Raw genomic sequence first — 14,986 nt, 5'->3', positions numbered from 1 at the left:
CACAGGGCTGCGGGAGGCACTTCCGGCACCGCCTACCCTTGTCACATGAGCAGCATCGACCGGAGCCCGGCCGTGGGCGTGAAGACCTACGAAGTGCGCACCTACGGGTGCCAGATGAACGTCCACGATTCCGAGCGATTGTCAGGCCTGCTCGAAGACGCCGGTTACGTGCGCGCACCGGAGGGTTCGGACGGTGACGCGGACGTCGTCGTCTTCAACACCTGCGCGGTCCGTGAGAACGCCGACAACAAGCTGTACGGCAACCTCGGTCACCTTGCCCCGAAGAAGGCCTCGCGCCCGGGCATGCAGATCGCGGTCGGCGGCTGCCTGGCGCAGAAGGACCGCGACACCATCGTGAAGAGGGCGCCCTGGGTGGACGTCGTCTTCGGCACGCACAACATCGGCAAGCTCCCGGTCCTGCTGGAACGCGCACGCGTGCAGGAGGAGGCGCAGGTCGAGATCGCCGAGTCCCTGGAGGCGTTCCCCTCCACCCTGCCGACCCGGCGCGAGAGCGCGTACGCGGCATGGGTGTCGATCTCCGTCGGCTGCAACAACACCTGCACGTTCTGCATCGTCCCGGCCCTGCGCGGCAAGGAGAAGGACCGCCGGCCAGGCGACATCCTCGCCGAGGTGGAGGCCCTGGTCGCCGAGGGCGTCTCCGAGATCACCCTGCTCGGCCAGAACGTCAACGCGTACGGCTCCGACATCGGCGACCGCGAGGCCTTCAGCAAGCTGCTGCGTGCCTGCGGGCAGATCGACGGCCTGGAGCGCGTCCGCTTCACCTCCCCGCACCCGCGCGACTTCACGGACGACGTGATCGCGGCCATGGCCGAGACCCCGAACGCGATGCCGCAGCTGCACATGCCGCTGCAGTCCGGCTCGGACACGGTCCTGAAGGCGATGCGCCGCTCCTACCGGCAGGAGCGCTACCTCGGGATCATCGAGAAGGTGCGGGCCGCCATCCCGCACGCGGCGATCACGACCGACATCATCGTGGGCTTCCCCGGCGAGACCGAGGAGGACTTCGAGCAGACGCTGCACGTCGTCCGCGAGGCCCGCTTCGCCCAGGCCTTCACCTTCCAGTACTCCAAGCGTCCCGGCACCCCGGCCGCGACCATGGACGACCAGATCCCCAAGAAGGTCGTCCAGGAGCGTTACGAGCGTCTCGTCGCCCTCCAGGAGGAGATCTCCTGGGAGGAGAACAAGAAGCAGATCGGCCGGACCCTGGAGCTGATGGTCGCCGAGGGCGAGGGCCGCAAGGACGGTGCCACCCACCGCCTCTCCGGCCGCGCCCCCGACAATCGCCTGGTCCACTTCACCAAGCCGGAGCAGGAGGTGCGCCCCGGCGACGTGGTCACGGTCGAGATCACCTACGCCGCCCCGCACCACCTCCTCGCCGAAGGCGCCGTCCTCGACGTGCGTCGCACGCGCGCGGGCGACGCCTGGGAGAAGCGCCACGCGGCCGAGGCGGCGAAGCCGGCGGGCGTGATGCTGGGCCTGCCGAAGATCGGGGCGCCGGCGCCACTGCCGGTGGCGACCGGAAGCGGCTGCGGCTGCGACTGACCGGCCCCGGCCGGACGACCGACGACGATGTGAACACGGGGGAGAACACCTGATGGCGCGATGGGCGCTGCTGCTGGACAAGCCACCGGGCGAGGGGCCGTACCGCAGGCAGTACGAGCTGATGGCGACGATCGACGGCTCGCGCGAGGAGGCGGAGGCGCGGTTCGGGGAGCTCGTCCGGCTGTACCAGCCCAAGCATCCGCGCTATCCGCTGCGGATGCGGCGCTTCCGTACGGCCGAGGGCTGGATGCTGGTCGGGGACGGCTCGTCCGGCGGTGTGTTCACCTACCAGTTCCTGTTCACCGAGCTGGAGTGGGACTCGGGGCCCATCACCTACTGACGGCGTACGCTGCCGATCATGCTTGTCGCCGCCGCGGTCTGCCCGTGCCCGCCCCTGCTCGTGCCCGAGGTCGCCGCGGGCGCCGCTCCCGAACTGGACGGCGTCCGGGCCGCGTGCGCCGACGCGCTCGGGGTGCTCGCCGCGTCCCGGCCGGACCTGCTCGTGGTCCTCGGACCTGCCGAACAGAGCGGGCGCGGCACGCATCCGGAGGGCACACGGGGTTCCTTCAGCGGCTTCGGCGTGGACGTCGACGTACGGCTGGGCGCACCGCAGGACGCGGAGCCGGAGCGTGTACTGCCGCCCTCCCTCGCCGTCGCCGCGTGGCTGCTGGAGCGGACCGGGTGGTCGGACGCCCCGATCGAGGGACTCGGCGTGGGGGAACCTCTCGCGCCCGAGCGGTGTATCCAAGTGGGAAGGGACATCGCCGCCCGGGCCGAGCGGGTGGCGCTGCTGGTTATGGGAGACGCCAGCGCCTGCCGCACGCTCAAGGCCCCTGGTTACCTCGACGAGCGGGCGGCCCCCTTCGACGCGGAGGTCGCGCGTGCGCTGGGCGCGGCGGACGTGGCGGCCATCGAGGAGCTGGACCCCGAGCTGGCGTACGAACTGAAGGCGTCGGGCCGGGCCCCCTGGCAGGTGCTCGCGGGCGCGGCCGAGGGCGCGGGCCTGAGCGGCGCCCTGCTGTACGAGGACGCGCCGTACGGCGTGGGGTACTTGGTCGCGACCTGGTCGTAGCGCACCTGTCGCAAGAGCGAGGGCAGCCAAAGAGGCGGACGGCCGGGAGCCCTCGGGCCCCGCGGCCGTCCGCCGATGCGCCGTGCTGCCGCTCAGGAAGCCGGCGGTGGCGAGCTGGGCGGCGCCGTCGTGGCGCCGCCCGTGCCCGGGTCGTCCTTGTGCGCGAGCTTGTCCATGGCGTCCTTGGCCTTGCCCGTCCCCGTCTGGATCCGGTCGCTGTACTTGCCCTTGGTCTTCTCGTCGACGGCCTTCGCGGCCTTGTCGAGTCCCTGCGTGATCCTGTCCCCGTGCTGCTGCGCGAGCCCGGAGACCTTGTCCTTGGCCGGGGAGAGCTTGGCCTTGAAGTTGTCCAGGAGACCCATCGTCCACCTTCCGTCGTTCCCGGGCTCGTTCGCCGCGGGGCTCACCGCCGCGCCACGGTCGGCTCACTCGCGCGCGGAGCGACTACGTACGGGCGTCCTCGCCGGCCTCGCTGTCGGCCGCCTGCTCGCCGGACTGCTGCTTGGGGATCTCGACACCCTCGGCCGAGGAGTTGTCCGCGCCGGAGGCGCCATCCTCGCCTGAGGCGTCCCCGGCGGCCTCCGGCTTCGCCGGCTCGCCCTCGGTCCGGTCCTCGGTCCGGTCTTGCCCCGTCGCCTCTGGCGCCTCCGCCGCAGCTTCGGCCGCCTCGGGCTCGGCCGTCGGTGTGCCGGCCTCCGCCTCGGCGGTTGACGCCTCCTCCGTGGTCTTCGACCTCCGGAGAAGTCGTGCGAAAACGCCCATATCCACTCCATACGCTACTCGTGCGGGCGAAATCCCGCGTCGTCCGGTGCGCCCGTTTGCGCCGCCCGGGTCGCCGCCTCTCGAAACCGGCGGCGAGAACCTCGCAACGGGCAACGACCCCGCCTCTGCCCCGTCACGTAACTCGTTCGAGGAGCCCCCTCGGGGTTTGCGAGACTGGTGCGGTGAGCAGCGCACCCCCCACCCCCCGAGTCATCGCCGTCGTCGGCCCCACGGCGGCCGGAAAGTCCGATCTGGGTGTCTTTCTCGCCCAGCGCCTTGGCGGGGAGGTCGTCAACGCCGACTCCATGCAGCTCTACCGCGGGATGGACATCGGCACGGCCAAGCTGACGCCCGAGGAGCGCGGCGGCGTCCCGCACCACCTCCTGGACATCTGGGACGTGACGGCCACCGCGTCCGTCGCCGAGTACCAGAAGCTGGCCCGCGCCAAGATCGACGCCCTGCTCGCCGAAGGCCGCTGGCCGATCCTGGTCGGCGGTTCCGGTCTGTACGTCCGCGGGGCCGTCGACAACCTGGAGTTCCCCGGCACCGACCCCGAGGTCAGGGCGCGTCTCGAAAAGGAGCTCACGCTGCGCGGCTCGGGCGCGCTGCACGCCCGGCTGGCCGCCGCCGACCCCGAGGCGGCGCAGGCGATCCTGCCGAGCAACGGCCGCCGTATCGTCCGGGCGCTCGAGGTGATCGAGATCACCGGGCAGCCCTTCACCGCCAACCTCCCCGGCCACGACTCGGTCTACGACACCGTCCAGATCGGCGTCGACGTGGCCCGTCCCGAACTCGACGAGCGCATCGCCCGCCGAGTCGACCGGATGTGGGACGCGGGCCTCGTGGAGGAGGTGCGCGCGCTGGAGGCGCAGGGACTGCGGGAGGGGCGTACGGCGGCCCGCGCGCTCGGCTACCAGCAGGTGCTCGCGGCGCTCGCGGAGGAGTGCACGCTCGAGGAGGCGCGGGCCGAGACGGTTCGCGCCACCAAGCGCTTCGCCCGCCGTCAGGATTCCTGGTTCAGGCGCGACCCGCGGGTGCACTGGCTCAGTGGGGCTGCGGCGGATGTCACAGAACTTCCGCAGCTCGCGCTGGCGTTGGTCGAACGACCGGTTACAGCCTGATCACGTGATGGCATCGGGACGCTCCGGCCGCCATCCGGGCCTTCGGTGCCGTGCCATCATCGAGCTTCGATCGACCAAGTGGAGTCCTAGTTGGGAGGGCGCGTGGCGATGGAGGCCGGCCCTCGCGACACCGCACAAGGTACCGAGCCCCTCACCGTCGACAGCGGTGAACAGGAGCAGGACGAGGATCGTCTGAGCTCCGACGGGCCCGATGACACACAGGGCGGAGTGACCGCGGACGGCCCCGAGCCCGACGAGATGTTCGTCGGTGGCCCGGAGGTCGAGGTCGAGCTGCGCCCGCAGCGCCGGCTGCGCATCTGGCAGCTCGCCCCGATCGTCGCCCTGGCCGCGCTCGGCTCCCTGATGTTCGCCTTCCCGCTCGCCTTCGACTTCGGCGACAGCGGTGCCGTGATCGCCATGCTGGGACTGCTGATCTGCTCCTGCGCGGCCGGCTGGGGCATGATGGCCGCCCGCCGCGTGGGTTACACGTGGCCCGGGCTCCCGCAGCGCGGCTCCGGGCGCAGACCGGACTGGCGGGTCGTGCTGGCGTACGTCGTGCTCGTCGCGGCGGTCGTGGTGCTCGCCGTATGGCGCGTGGCCCGGCTGCGCTGACGTTCACGCGCGCGTGGGGTCGTCCTACCCACCCCGTACGATCGAGACATGAGCACGCGCACGCGGATCGCCTTCCTCAAGGGCCACGGCACGGAGAACGACTTCGTGATCGTCCCGGACCCCGAGAACGCCGTCGACCCGCCCCCGGCCGCCGTCGCCGCCCTGTGCGACCGCCGTGCCGGCATCGGCGGTGACGGTCTGCTGCACGTGGTGCGGTCCGCCGCCCACCCCGAGGCGCGGCACATGGCGGCCGAGGCCGAGTGGTTCATGGACTACCGCAACGGCGACGGCTCGGTCGCGGAGATGTGCGGCAACGGCGTGCGGGTGTTCGCGCGCTACCTCCAGCGTGCCGGGTACGCCGGCGAGGGCGACCTCTCGGTCGCCACGCGCGCGGGCGTGAAGAGCGTGCACATCGCCAAGAACGGTGACGTGACCGTCGGCATGGGCAGGGCGCTGCTGCCCGAGGGGGACGTCACGGTGAGCGTCGGCGAGCGCAGCTGGCCGGCGCGGAACGTGAACATGGGCAATCCGCACGCGGTCGCGTTCGTCGAGGACCTCGCGCACGCCGGGAACCTCTACGCCCCGCCGCCGTTCAGCCCGGCCTCCGCCTACCCGGACGGGGTGAACGTGGAGTTCGTGGCCGACCGCGGCCCCCGGCACGTCGCCCTGCGCGTGCACGAGCGCGGCTCCGGCGAGACCCGCTCGTGCGGCACGGGCGCGTGCGCGGTCGCCGTGGCCACCGCCCGCCGGGACGGCGCCGACCCGGCCGTCACCGGGAGCCCGGCGACGTACACCGTCGATGTGCCCGGCGGAGTCCTGGTCATCACCGAGCGGCCCGACGGCGAGATCGAGATGACGGGTCCCGCGGTGATCGTCGCCGAAGGCGAGATCGATGCCGAGTGGCTGGAATCGTTCGTCCGCTGAACGGTGGGGCGGCTCGGGATCGTAGGCGCGTGTGACGGGTGGTGCATGTGTCAACTACCGTTGTGGCGACCGGGCGTTCGAAAGCACGGTGGGACGCCTGTCACATGGCGCAAAATCGTAAACCTCGATCCCTTCGCTCGATGGGGTGATCCGTTTCACGCTCGGCGAGAGGCGGTCGGTCGCACGTGATGGGCTCGGTAGCATCAAGCACCGGCCCGGGCGGGGGACCGTTGCCATCCCCTGAGCCGTGTCCGTCCTGGGGCACCCCGTCCGCCGGTCCATGCAGCCGGAGGTGCCCATGAGTGCGGAGGCGACGAACCCCGCGACCCCAGGTCCGGTAGCAGGCTCCGCGGCGCGCTGGCGGGCGCGCATCGACCTGCGCCGCCTCGGCCGTGCCGCCCTGCTCGGCCCCACCGCACGTGACCGGCTGCCCAGCGCCATCAGCCATGTCGTCGACGCCCACCGCGCCCACTACCCGGGCGCCGACCTCGAACCCCTGCGCCGCGCCTACGTGCTGGCCGAGTCCTCGCACCGCGGTCAGATGCGCAAGAGCGGTGAGCCGTACATCACGCATCCCCTCGCGGTGACGCTGATCCTCGCCGAACTCGGCGCCGAGACCACCACTTTGACGGCCTCTCTGCTCCACGACACCGTTGAGGACACGGATGTGACCCTCGATCAGGTGGGTGAGGAGTTCGGCGCGGACGTCCGCTATCTGGTCGACGGCGTCACGAAGCTGGAGAAGGTCGACTACGGTGCCGCCGCCGAGCCCGAGACCTTCCGCAAGATGCTCGTCGCCACCGGCAACGACGTCCGCGTGATGTCGATCAAACTCGCCGACCGGCTGCACAACATGCGCACCCTCGGCGTCATGCGCCCCGAGAAACAGGCGCGCATCGCCAAGGTCACCCGCGACGTGCTCATCCCGCTCGCCGAACGGCTCGGCGTCCAGGCGCTCAAGACCGAACTGGAAGACCTCGTCTTCGCGATCCTGCACCCCGAGGAGTACGAGCACACGCGGGAGCTGATCGTCGACAACGCCTCCCGCGCCGACGACCCGCTCGCCGAGATCGCCGACGAGGTGCGCGGCCACCTGCGGGAGGCCGACATCACGGCCGAAGTCCTCATCCGGCCCCGGCACTTCGTCTCGGTCCACCGCGTCGCCCGCAAGCGCGGCCAGCTGCGCGGCGCCGACTTCGGCCGCCTGCTGGTGCTGGTGAACGAGGACGCGGACTGCTACGGCGTCCTCGGCGAACTGCACACCTGCATGACGCCCGTGGTCTCGGAGTTCAAGGACTTCATCGCCGTCCCCAAGTTCAACCTGTACCAGTCGCTGCACACGGCGGTCGCCCATCCCGACGGACAGGTCGCCGAAGTCCTCATCCGCACCCACCAGATGCACAAGGTCGCGGAGGCAGGAGTCATCGCGCTCGGCAACCCGTACGCCCCCGCGCCGGACGACCCGGCCGACGGCGAGCGCATCGACCCCACGCGTCCCGGCTGGCTCTCCCGCCTCCTGGACTGGCAGGAGGGCGCGCCCGACCCCGACACGTTCTGGTCCACCCTGCGCGAGGACCTCGCCCAGGACCGCGAGATCACCGTCTTCCGGCCGGACGGCGGCACGCTCGGCCTGCCCGAGGGCGCCAGTTGCGTCGACGCCGCCTACGCCCAGTACGGCGAGGACGCGCACGCCTGCATCGGCGCCCGGGTCAACGGCCGCCTGGCGACGCTGAGCACGGTCCTGCGCGACGGCGACACCGTCCAGCTCCTCATGGGCCAGGACCCGGCTTCCGAGCCCTCCAGGGAGTGGCTGGAGCACGCGCACACGCCCGCCGCCCGCATCGCCATCCAGCGCTGGCTCGCGGCTCATCCGGCCGCGGACGACGCCCGGGAGCAGCGGCAGGAGCCGCCCGCGGCCGCGCTCCGGCCCACCGCCGAGAGCTCGGTCCTCCGGTCCACCACGGCCGACATCATCGTGGACCAGCCCGGCGCGACCGTGCGCCTGGCCGGCTGCTGCACACCGGTGCCGCCCGACGAGGTGACCGGGTTCGCGGTACGCGGAGGTGTGGTCACCGTCCACCGGATCGAGTGCGCCGCAGTGGAGCGCATGAAGAGCGCCGGGCGCGCGGAGGTCGGCGTGCGCTGGGGAGACACCACCGAGTGCCGGGTCACGCTGCTCGCCGAATCGTTCGGCCGCCCCCATCTGCTGGCGGACCTGACCGAGGCCATGGCCCTCGAAGGCGCCGAGATCGTGTCCGCGACGGTCGAGCCCCCCACCCAGCAGCGCGTCCGGCACACGTACACCGTCCAGCTCCCGGACGCGGCGCACCTGCCCGCGCTGATGCGGGCGATGCGGAACGTCGCGGGCGTGTACGACGTGAGCAGGGCGCACACGCCGGGAGCGTGAGCGGGAGCCGCACGCCGTTACCGATCTACCCGTTCGAGTGGGCGGAACGCGCGTCGCCGCCGTCCGGGGCGTACGCGCTGATAGCGGTGATCCATGCTGCTCACCCCTCGCTCACAGACCCCGGACACCCCCTCCCACGGCTTCCGGCCCGGCGCCCCCTCCCGCTTCCGCCTCCAGCTCCGCGGCCGTCGCCGTCTGAAGGCGACCGCGCTGCTCGCCTCCGCCGTCTCCGTCTGCCTCCTCGCCGCGGGCACACCCGCCACCCCTGTGGGCGTCGGCGACCGCCTCTTCCCGTACCTGGGCAACCCGGGATACGACGTGCAGTCGTACGACCTCTCTTTCACCTATCCCGGCAGCAACAGCAAGCCGCTGCAGGCGGTCACCACGATCAACGCCAGGACGACTGCGGCGCTGGACCACTTCAACCTCGACTTCGCCCACGGCAAGGTCGAGTCGGTCCGGGTCGACGGCGAGCCGGCCACCTTCGCCGGCGCGGGCGAGGACCTCGTCGTCACACCGGACAAGGTGCTGCCCGCGGGCAGCTGGACGCGCATCACCGTGCGGCACACCAGCGACCCGGTGCCCGCGAAGGGCCAGGACGGCGGCTGGGTGCAGACCTCGGACGGCCTCGCCATGGCCAACCAGGCCGACGCCGGGCACCTGGTGTTCCCGTGCAACGACATCCCCTCGGACAAGGCGCTGTTCACCTTCCGGATCACCGCCCCCAACGGCTACACGGCCGTGGCCAACGGTCTGCCGGTCGACCGGGAGAAGACCGGCAAGACGACCACGTGGACGTATCGCACCCGGCACCCCATGGCCACCGAGCTCGCCCAGGTGTCCATCGGCCGCTCCAGCGTGCTGCACCGCACCGGACCGCACGGCATGCCCGTACGCGACGTCGTGCGCACCGCGGACCGCAAGGAACTCGAACCCTGGCTCGCCAAGACACCCGGCCAGATCGCCTGGATGGAGAGCAAGGTCGGCCGCTATCCCTTCGAGACGTACGGCATCCTCATGGCGGACGCCTCCACCGGCTTCGAACTCGAGACGCAGACCCTCTCCCTCTTCGAGAAGGAGCTCTTCGCCGGGAACACCTATCCCGCCTGGTACGTCGAGTCGATCATGGTGCACGAGCTCTCCCACCAGTGGTTCGGCGACAGCGTCAGCCCCCGTACCTGGTCCGACCTGTGGCTCAACGAAGGGCACGCCACGTGGTACGAGGCCCTGTACGCCGAGGAGAAGGCCGGCAAGCCCATGGAGAAGCGCATGAAGGCCGCCTACGCCGCCTCCGACGGCTGGCGCGCGGCCGGTGGCCCGCCGGCCGCCCCCAAGGGACCTGAGCCCGGCCAGAAGATCAGCATCTTCCGGCCGAACGTGTACGACGGCGCAGCCCTCGCCCTCTACGCCCTGCGCCAGGAGATCGGCCGCCCCGCCTTCGAGCAGCTGGAACGGAGCTGGGTGAGCCTCCACCGGGACGGGACGGCCGACACCGCCGACTACGAGCGCCTCGCCTCCCGGATCTCCGGACGCGACCTGAGCGGCTTCTTCAAGGCGTGGCTCTACGGCGAGAAGACCCCGCCGATGCCCGGCCACCCGGACTGGAAGTCGGACGCGCCCGACGCCAAGGGCGGCAAGGGACGGTCGGGCAAGGCCGCGCAATAAGGCGATGACGAGACGGGCCGTACCGTGCGACCATCGTCAGGTCCACGACGCGGGGTCGCGGGAATCTCCCGGGGTACTCCTACGTTGTGATTACTGACGCAATCCCCATCGACGTAAGGATCCAATGACCTCCTCTTCATCCCCTTCCCAGGACACTGAGCGCTTCGCGCACAACTACGCCGAAGGTCTTCGGGCCGATGCCCTGATGGAAGAGGACGTCGCCTGGAGCCACGAGATCGACGAAGACCGGGACGGCGATCAGTTCGACCGCTCCGAGCGCGCGGCCCTGCGCCGTGTCGTGGGCCTGTCCACCGAGCTCGAGGACGTCACCGAGGTCGAGTACCGGCAGCTCCGCCTGGAGCGGGTCGTGCTCGTCGGTGTCTGGACCTCGGGAACGGTGCGGGACGCGGAGAACTCCCTCGCGGAGCTCGCCGCCCTCGCGGAGACCGCGGGCGCGCTCGTGCTCGACGGCGTGATCCAGCGCCGTGACAAGCCGGACGCCGCCACGTACATCGGTTCCGGCAAGGCCAACGAGCTGCGGGACATCGTTCTCGAATCGGGCGCGGACACCGTCATCTGCGACGGTGAGCTCAGCCCTGGCCAGCTCATCCACCTCGAGGACGTCGTCAAGGTCAAGGTCATCGACCGTACGGCCCTGATCCTCGACATCTTCGCCCAGCACGCCAAGTCCCGAGAGGGCAAGGCGCAGGTCGCGCTCGCGCAGATGCAGTACATGCTGCCGAGGCTGCGAGGCTGGGGTCAGTCGCTGTCCCGTCAGATGGGCGGCGGCAAGGGCGGCGGCCTCGCCACCCGTGGTCCCGGTGAGACCAAGATCGAGACCGACCGGCGACGGATCCGCGAGAAGATGGCGAAGATGCGCCGGGAGATCGCGGACATGAAGACCGGCCGCGAGATCAAGCGCCAGGAGCGCAAGCGCCACAGGGTGCCCTCGGTCGCCATCGCGGGCTACACCAACGCGGGCAAGTCGTCGCTGCTCAACCGCCTCACAGGCGCCGGCGTCCTGGTCGAGAACGCGCTGTTCGCGACCCTGGACCCGACTGTCCGCCGCGCGGAGACGCCCAGCGGCCGGCTGTACACGCTGGCGGACACGGTCGGCTTCGTCCGGCACCTGCCGCACCACCTGGTCGAGGCGTTCCGCTCCACCATGGAGGAGGTCGGCGAGTCCGACCTGATCCTGCACGTGGTGGACGGATCGCACCCGGACCCGGAGGAGCAGCTGGCCGCCGTGCGCGAGGTGGTCAGGGACGTCGGCGCCACCGACGTGCCCGAGATCGTCGTGATCAACAAGGCGGACGCCGCCGACCCGCTGACCCTTCAGCGGCTCCTGCGGATCGAGAAGCGTTCCATCGCCGTCTCGGCCCGCACCGGCCGTGGCATCGCCGAACTGCTCGCGCTGATCGACAACGAACTGCCCCGGCCGTCCGTCGAGATCGAGGCCCTGGTGCCGTACACCCACGGCAAGCTGGTGGCACGCGCCCACGACGAGGGCGAGGTGATCTCCGAGGAGCACACCCCGGAGGGCACCCTGCTCAAGGCGCGGGTGCACGAGGAACTGGCCGCGGAACTCCAGCCGTACGTGCCCGTTCCGGCCGTCTGATCCACAGCACGAAGGCCCGCCCCCTGCGACAGGGGGCGGGCCTTCAGCATTCCGGCGTCACTGACCGCCGTACGTCTTGCTCATGTTCTCGTAGAGCGCCTCGGCGCCCCTGCCGAGCTGCGGGCCCGCGAGCCAGGTGTTGTTGGACGGGCCGATGGAGGTGTTGGACACCAGCTCGGTCCTGCCGTTCACCACGCGGAACCAGCCGCCGCCGGACGAACCGCCGGTCATGGTGCAGCCGATGCGGTACATCGTCGGCAGCGAGGCGCTCAGCGAGAGCCGGCCGGGCCGGTCGATGCACCTGAACATCTTCAGGCCGTTGAACGGCGGCGCCGCCGGGTAGCCCCAGGCGCCCATGCTCGACACCGTCCGCGGCGCCGGTGCGGAGAAGTCCACTGGGAGAGCCGCGCCCACGGTCTCTTCCAGCGACTTGGAGCCCTGCTCCGGCTTCACGTGCAGCACGGCGTAGTCGTACGCGGCACCCGCGCCGCCCGTCTCCGAACCGCCCTTGATCCACTGGTTGGAGGTCGAGGCCCAGTCCGCCCACCACTGGCCGTACGGAGCGACCTGGGAGGCGTCGGCGCTACGCAGCTGCGACTCCGACTTCCCGAGGTCGTTGTAGGCGGGGACGAAGGCGATGTTGCGGTACCAGCCGCCGTTCGCGCCGGCGTGCACGCAGTGGCCCGCCGTCCACACCAGGTTCGACTTGCCCGGGTGGTTGACGTCCTTGATCACCGTGCCCGAGCAGACCATGGAACCCTCGGGACCGTCGAAGAAGACCTTGCCGACCGGGGCCGCGTGCTGGTGGTACGGCGTCTTCTCGGCGAGGGCCTGGATCGGCGCCGGTTCAGGGTCACTGATGCCCTGGTCGGCGGACGCGTCCTTGGTCGAGAGCGTCTTGTTGGCCTCTTTCGCGGACTGCATCCGCTCCGGCTTCCACAGTCCTTCGATCACCGGGTTGACGAAGTCCTTGGCCGCGCTGAGCCACTTGTCCTTGTCCCAGTTCTTCCAGCCGCCCTTGGCCCACTGGTCGACGTCGATGCCGTGGTCCTTGAGCTTGCTCGCGATGTCGGACGGCACCTTGAGCTTGCCGTTGCCGCCGCTCGCCGAGGCGGTGATGGTGGCGTTGGGCTTGTTGCCCGAGTTGTCGTCCGAGCCGTTGCACGCGGTCGCGGTCAGCGCGAGCGCGGCGACGAGGCCGGTGGCGGCGAGTGCGGTGCGATGGGTCCGCCGGCCGCGTGATGACGCTGCGGGCGTACGTGTGGAACGCATGGTGCGGTAACCCCCGTCGAAACGTATACATGTCATGTGCTTGCCAGTTCTGCGTCGAGCCTGTCCCTGGGAAGCGACACCCCACTATGCCCGTGGAGTTGAGGGCGAACGGGGACGGGACGGTGAAGGTTTCTGTGAGGGGCCCGCCCCCGTCGGTGCCTACCGGTCGGTCACTGCCCGGCGAACTTCTTGCTTACAGAGTCGTACACACCCTTGGCCACGTCACCCAGTCGTGGTCCGGCCAGCCAGCCCGAGGTCACCGGGCCGATCGAGGTGTTGGACACCAGCGCGGGCTTGCCGTCCGAACCGGTGGCGACCCAGCCGCCGCCGGAGGAACCGCCGGTCATGGTGCAGCCGATGCGGTACATCGTCGGGGCCGAGGTGTTGATCGACAGCCGTCCCGGCTTGTCGGTGCACTGGTACAGCTTCTGGCCGTCGTACGGCGGGGCGGCGGGGTAGCCGGTCGCGGTGATGCTGGGAACCTTCGGCACGGCCGGCGCGTTGAAGTTCACAGGAAGCGCCGAACCGACCGTCTCCTCCAGCGACTTGCCGTTACCGCCCTTCTCCGGCGTCACATGGATGACGGCGTAGTCGTACGGCGCACCGTCGCCGCCCGTCTCACCGCCCTGCTCGATCCACTGCTGCGAGGTCTGGGCCCAGTCGGCCCAGTAGACGCCGTAGGGAGCGACCTCCGCCCTGGTCGCCTTCTGCAGCTGGGCCGTGCTCCTGCCCGCGTCGTTGTACGACGGCACGAACGCGATGTTGCGGTACCAGCCGCCCTTCTTACCGGCGTGCACACAGTGGCCCGCGGTCCAGACGAGGTTCGACTTGCCGGGGTGGGCCGGATCCTCCACGACCGTTGCCGAGCAGACCATCGTCCCTTCGGGGGAGTCGAAGAACACCTTGCCGGACGTCGCCGCGTTGGCGTGGTACGTAGGCGCCACGGCCTTCGCGTCCACCGGCGCCGGCGTCCGGTCGGTCACCCCCTGGTCACCGGAGAGGTCGTTGTCGTCGACGCTCTTGTCCGGGTCGTTGGCGCCCCGCATCCGGTCCGGGTCCCACAGACCCTTGATGATCGGGTTGACGAAGTCGTCGGCCTCGCGCAGCCAGTCGTCCTTGTCCCAGTTCTTCCAGGCCCCGTGCTTCCACTTGTCGATGTCGATCCCGTGCTCTTTGAGCTTGTTCCTGATGTCGTCCGGGATCTTGATCTTGCCGTCACCGGTGCTCGAGGTGTCGGTGGCGGATGCGGATGCGGCCGTCTGGCCGTCGGCCTTGTCGTCCCCCGAGTTGCAGGCGGTGGCGGTGAGCGCCAGCGCCGAAGTGAGGACCACGGCGGCGAGAACGGGGGAGGTCCTGCGGCGCGTACTCCTGTCTCGCCGGACGTGGAACGACGGCCGTATGGATCGCATGGTCTGAACTCCCCCTGAGATGAACGAACTGAGCTTGTCCGGCCTGTCCGGCCTGTCTGACAACGGCTCCACACACTATGCGCTCGCTGTGGGTGAGCGCCGACGGAACGGCAACGGTTTCGCTACGGAGTGCCTGATCAGCTAATTCGTCCTGAAAGGCGGCTAGTTGGGGTTCGTCCGAGGTGGCTCTCGGGGGTGACTCCGAGGAGGCGGAGGCGGAGGCGGAGGGGCGAGGTGGGGGGCGAGGTGGGGGGAGCGAGGTGGAGGCGGAAGGTGAGCGGCGAGGCGGAGGGTCCGGATGGAAGGTGGAGACGGAGGGTCGGGACGGAGGGCTGAGACGGATGGCCGGGACAGAGGGGCGGGACAGAGGGGCGGCACAGACGGGCGGGGCAGAGGGGCGAGGCAGAGGGGCGGGGCAGAGAGGCGGGGCAGAGAGGCGCGGGGAGGCGCTGGGGAGTGAAGGAAGGGTCGAGAGGACGCGGCGTGCGTCAAGGATCTTGAAGTAGCCCGTAACCCGGTGGGCCGTGGGGTGTTGGTAGCGGTGGGGGGTCTGCTGTCCGT

General features: G+C 70.6%; 13 protein-coding genes. 9 read left to right on the top strand and 4 right to left on the bottom strand.

Annotated elements, in window-relative coordinates; all coding sequences use genetic code 11:
* Window positions 1–45 precede the first annotated feature (45 nt).
* From miaB to ACGFYN_RS03740, 3 genes are read left to right on the top strand one after another with little or no spacing between them, the layout of a single operon-like run.
* Window positions 46–1,563, top strand: coding sequence for a tRNA (N6-isopentenyl adenosine(37)-C2)-methylthiotransferase MiaB (gene miaB / locus ACGFYN_RS03750; protein WP_393864091.1), 1,518 nt, complete (start codon window positions 46–48; stop codon window positions 1,561–1,563).
* Window positions 1,564–1,615: 52 nt separating this feature from the next.
* Window positions 1,616–1,903: a hypothetical protein gene (locus ACGFYN_RS03745; RefSeq protein WP_393864090.1), complete on the top strand. Its 288-nt coding sequence runs from the start codon at window positions 1,616–1,618 to the stop codon at window positions 1,901–1,903.
* Window positions 1,904–1,921: 18 nt separating this feature from the next.
* Window positions 1,922–2,635 carry a class III extradiol dioxygenase subunit B-like domain-containing protein gene (locus tag ACGFYN_RS03740; protein WP_393864089.1) on the top strand — a complete coding sequence of 238 codons (714 nt, stop codon included), beginning with the start codon at window positions 1,922–1,924 and terminating at the stop codon, window positions 2,633–2,635.
* 92 nt (window positions 2,636–2,727) lie between these two features.
* On the opposite strand, the gene ACGFYN_RS03735 is transcribed toward ACGFYN_RS03740, so the two are convergent.
* Together ACGFYN_RS03735 and ACGFYN_RS03730 are read right to left on the bottom strand one after the other, a co-directional pair.
* On the bottom strand, window positions 2,728–2,997 hold the full coding sequence (locus tag ACGFYN_RS03735; RefSeq protein ID WP_393864088.1) for an antitoxin: 270 nt from the start codon (window positions 2,995–2,997) through the stop codon (window positions 2,728–2,730).
* 82 nt (window positions 2,998–3,079) lie between these two features.
* A complete protein-coding gene (locus tag ACGFYN_RS03730; protein WP_393864087.1) occupies window positions 3,080–3,397 on the bottom strand; it encodes a hypothetical protein in 318 nt (105 codons plus the stop codon).
* A 182-nt stretch (window positions 3,398–3,579) separates the two neighbouring features.
* Between ACGFYN_RS03730 and miaA the strand changes: the two genes are divergently transcribed.
* The 6 genes from miaA (at window position 3,580) to hflX (ending at window position 11,744) form a co-directional block, all read left to right on the top strand.
* Window positions 3,580–4,518, top strand: coding sequence for a tRNA (adenosine(37)-N6)-dimethylallyltransferase MiaA (miaA, locus tag ACGFYN_RS03725; RefSeq protein WP_393864086.1), 939 nt, complete (start codon window positions 3,580–3,582; stop codon window positions 4,516–4,518).
* Window positions 4,519–4,626: 108 nt separating this feature from the next.
* Window positions 4,627–5,130, top strand: coding sequence for a hypothetical protein (locus ACGFYN_RS03720; protein WP_393864153.1), 504 nt, complete (start codon window positions 4,627–4,629; stop codon window positions 5,128–5,130).
* A 48-nt stretch (window positions 5,131–5,178) separates the two neighbouring features.
* Window positions 5,179–6,054: a diaminopimelate epimerase gene (gene dapF, locus ACGFYN_RS03715; RefSeq protein ID WP_393864085.1), complete on the top strand. Its 876-nt coding sequence runs from the start codon at window positions 5,179–5,181 to the stop codon at window positions 6,052–6,054.
* 298 nt (window positions 6,055–6,352) lie between these two features.
* Window positions 6,353–8,461 carry a RelA/SpoT family protein gene (locus tag ACGFYN_RS03710; protein ID WP_393864084.1) on the top strand — a complete coding sequence of 703 codons (2,109 nt, stop codon included), beginning with the start codon at window positions 6,353–6,355 and terminating at the stop codon, window positions 8,459–8,461.
* Between the two features lie 93 nt (window positions 8,462–8,554).
* Window positions 8,555–10,126 (top strand): M1 family metallopeptidase, encoded by a 1,572-nt coding sequence (locus tag ACGFYN_RS03705; RefSeq protein ID WP_393864083.1) that lies wholly within the window; start codon window positions 8,555–8,557, stop codon window positions 10,124–10,126.
* A gap of 124 nt (window positions 10,127–10,250) precedes the next feature.
* Window positions 10,251–11,744: a GTPase HflX gene (hflX, locus tag ACGFYN_RS03700; RefSeq protein WP_393864082.1), complete on the top strand. Its 1,494-nt coding sequence runs from the start codon at window positions 10,251–10,253 to the stop codon at window positions 11,742–11,744.
* 57 nt (window positions 11,745–11,801) lie between these two features.
* Here hflX and ACGFYN_RS03695 read toward each other — a convergent pair whose 3' ends face one another.
* Window positions 11,802–13,016 carry a trypsin-like serine peptidase gene (locus ACGFYN_RS03695; RefSeq protein WP_393864081.1) on the bottom strand — a complete coding sequence of 405 codons (1,215 nt, stop codon included), beginning with the start codon at window positions 13,014–13,016 and terminating at the stop codon, window positions 11,802–11,804.
* A 170-nt stretch (window positions 13,017–13,186) separates the two neighbouring features.
* The gene (locus ACGFYN_RS03690) at window positions 13,187–14,425 is read right to left on the bottom strand and encodes a trypsin-like serine peptidase (protein ID WP_393864080.1); all 1,239 of its coding nucleotides are present in this window, start codon (window positions 14,423–14,425) and stop codon (window positions 13,187–13,189) included.
* Window positions 14,426–14,986: the final 561 nt, after the last annotated feature.

It is taken from the genome of Streptomyces sp. NPDC048419, from assembly GCF_043200415.1.
Taxonomy (GTDB): Bacteria; Actinomycetota; Actinomycetes; order Streptomycetales; family Streptomycetaceae; genus Streptomyces.
The sequence above is the reverse complement of the archived record's forward strand: the minus strand, read 5'-3'. Positions and strand labels throughout refer to the sequence as shown.

What these genes read in the sequence shown, in the direction of transcription:
- ACGFYN_RS03740 (WP_393864089.1), top strand. Translation starts at nt 1,922, where the DNA reads ATGCTTGTCGCCGCCGCGGTCTGCCCGTGCCCGCCCCTGCTCGTGCCC.
- hflX (WP_393864082.1), top strand. Translation starts at nt 10,251, where the DNA reads ATGACCTCCTCTTCATCCCCTTCCCAGGACACTGAGCGCTTCGCGCAC.
- ACGFYN_RS03710 (WP_393864084.1), top strand. Translation starts at nt 6,353, where the DNA reads ATGAGTGCGGAGGCGACGAACCCCGCGACCCCAGGTCCGGTAGCAGGC.
- miaB (WP_393864091.1), top strand. Translation starts at nt 46, where the DNA reads ATGAGCAGCATCGACCGGAGCCCGGCCGTGGGCGTGAAGACCTACGAA.
- ACGFYN_RS03745 (WP_393864090.1), top strand. Translation starts at nt 1,616, where the DNA reads ATGGCGCGATGGGCGCTGCTGCTGGACAAGCCACCGGGCGAGGGGCCG.
- ACGFYN_RS03730 (WP_393864087.1), bottom strand. Translation starts at nt 3,397, where the DNA reads ATGGGCGTTTTCGCACGACTTCTCCGGAGGTCGAAGACCACGGAGGAG.
- ACGFYN_RS03695 (WP_393864081.1), bottom strand. Translation starts at nt 13,016, where the DNA reads ATGCGTTCCACACGTACGCCCGCAGCGTCATCACGCGGCCGGCGGACC.
- ACGFYN_RS03735 (WP_393864088.1), bottom strand. Translation starts at nt 2,997, where the DNA reads ATGGGTCTCCTGGACAACTTCAAGGCCAAGCTCTCCCCGGCCAAGGAC.
- dapF (WP_393864085.1), top strand. Translation starts at nt 5,179, where the DNA reads ATGAGCACGCGCACGCGGATCGCCTTCCTCAAGGGCCACGGCACGGAG.
- ACGFYN_RS03720 (WP_393864153.1), top strand. Translation starts at nt 4,627, where the DNA reads ATGGAGGCCGGCCCTCGCGACACCGCACAAGGTACCGAGCCCCTCACC.
- ACGFYN_RS03705 (WP_393864083.1), top strand. Translation starts at nt 8,555, where the DNA reads ATGCTGCTCACCCCTCGCTCACAGACCCCGGACACCCCCTCCCACGGC.
- ACGFYN_RS03690 (WP_393864080.1), bottom strand. Translation starts at nt 14,425, where the DNA reads ATGCGATCCATACGGCCGTCGTTCCACGTCCGGCGAGACAGGAGTACG.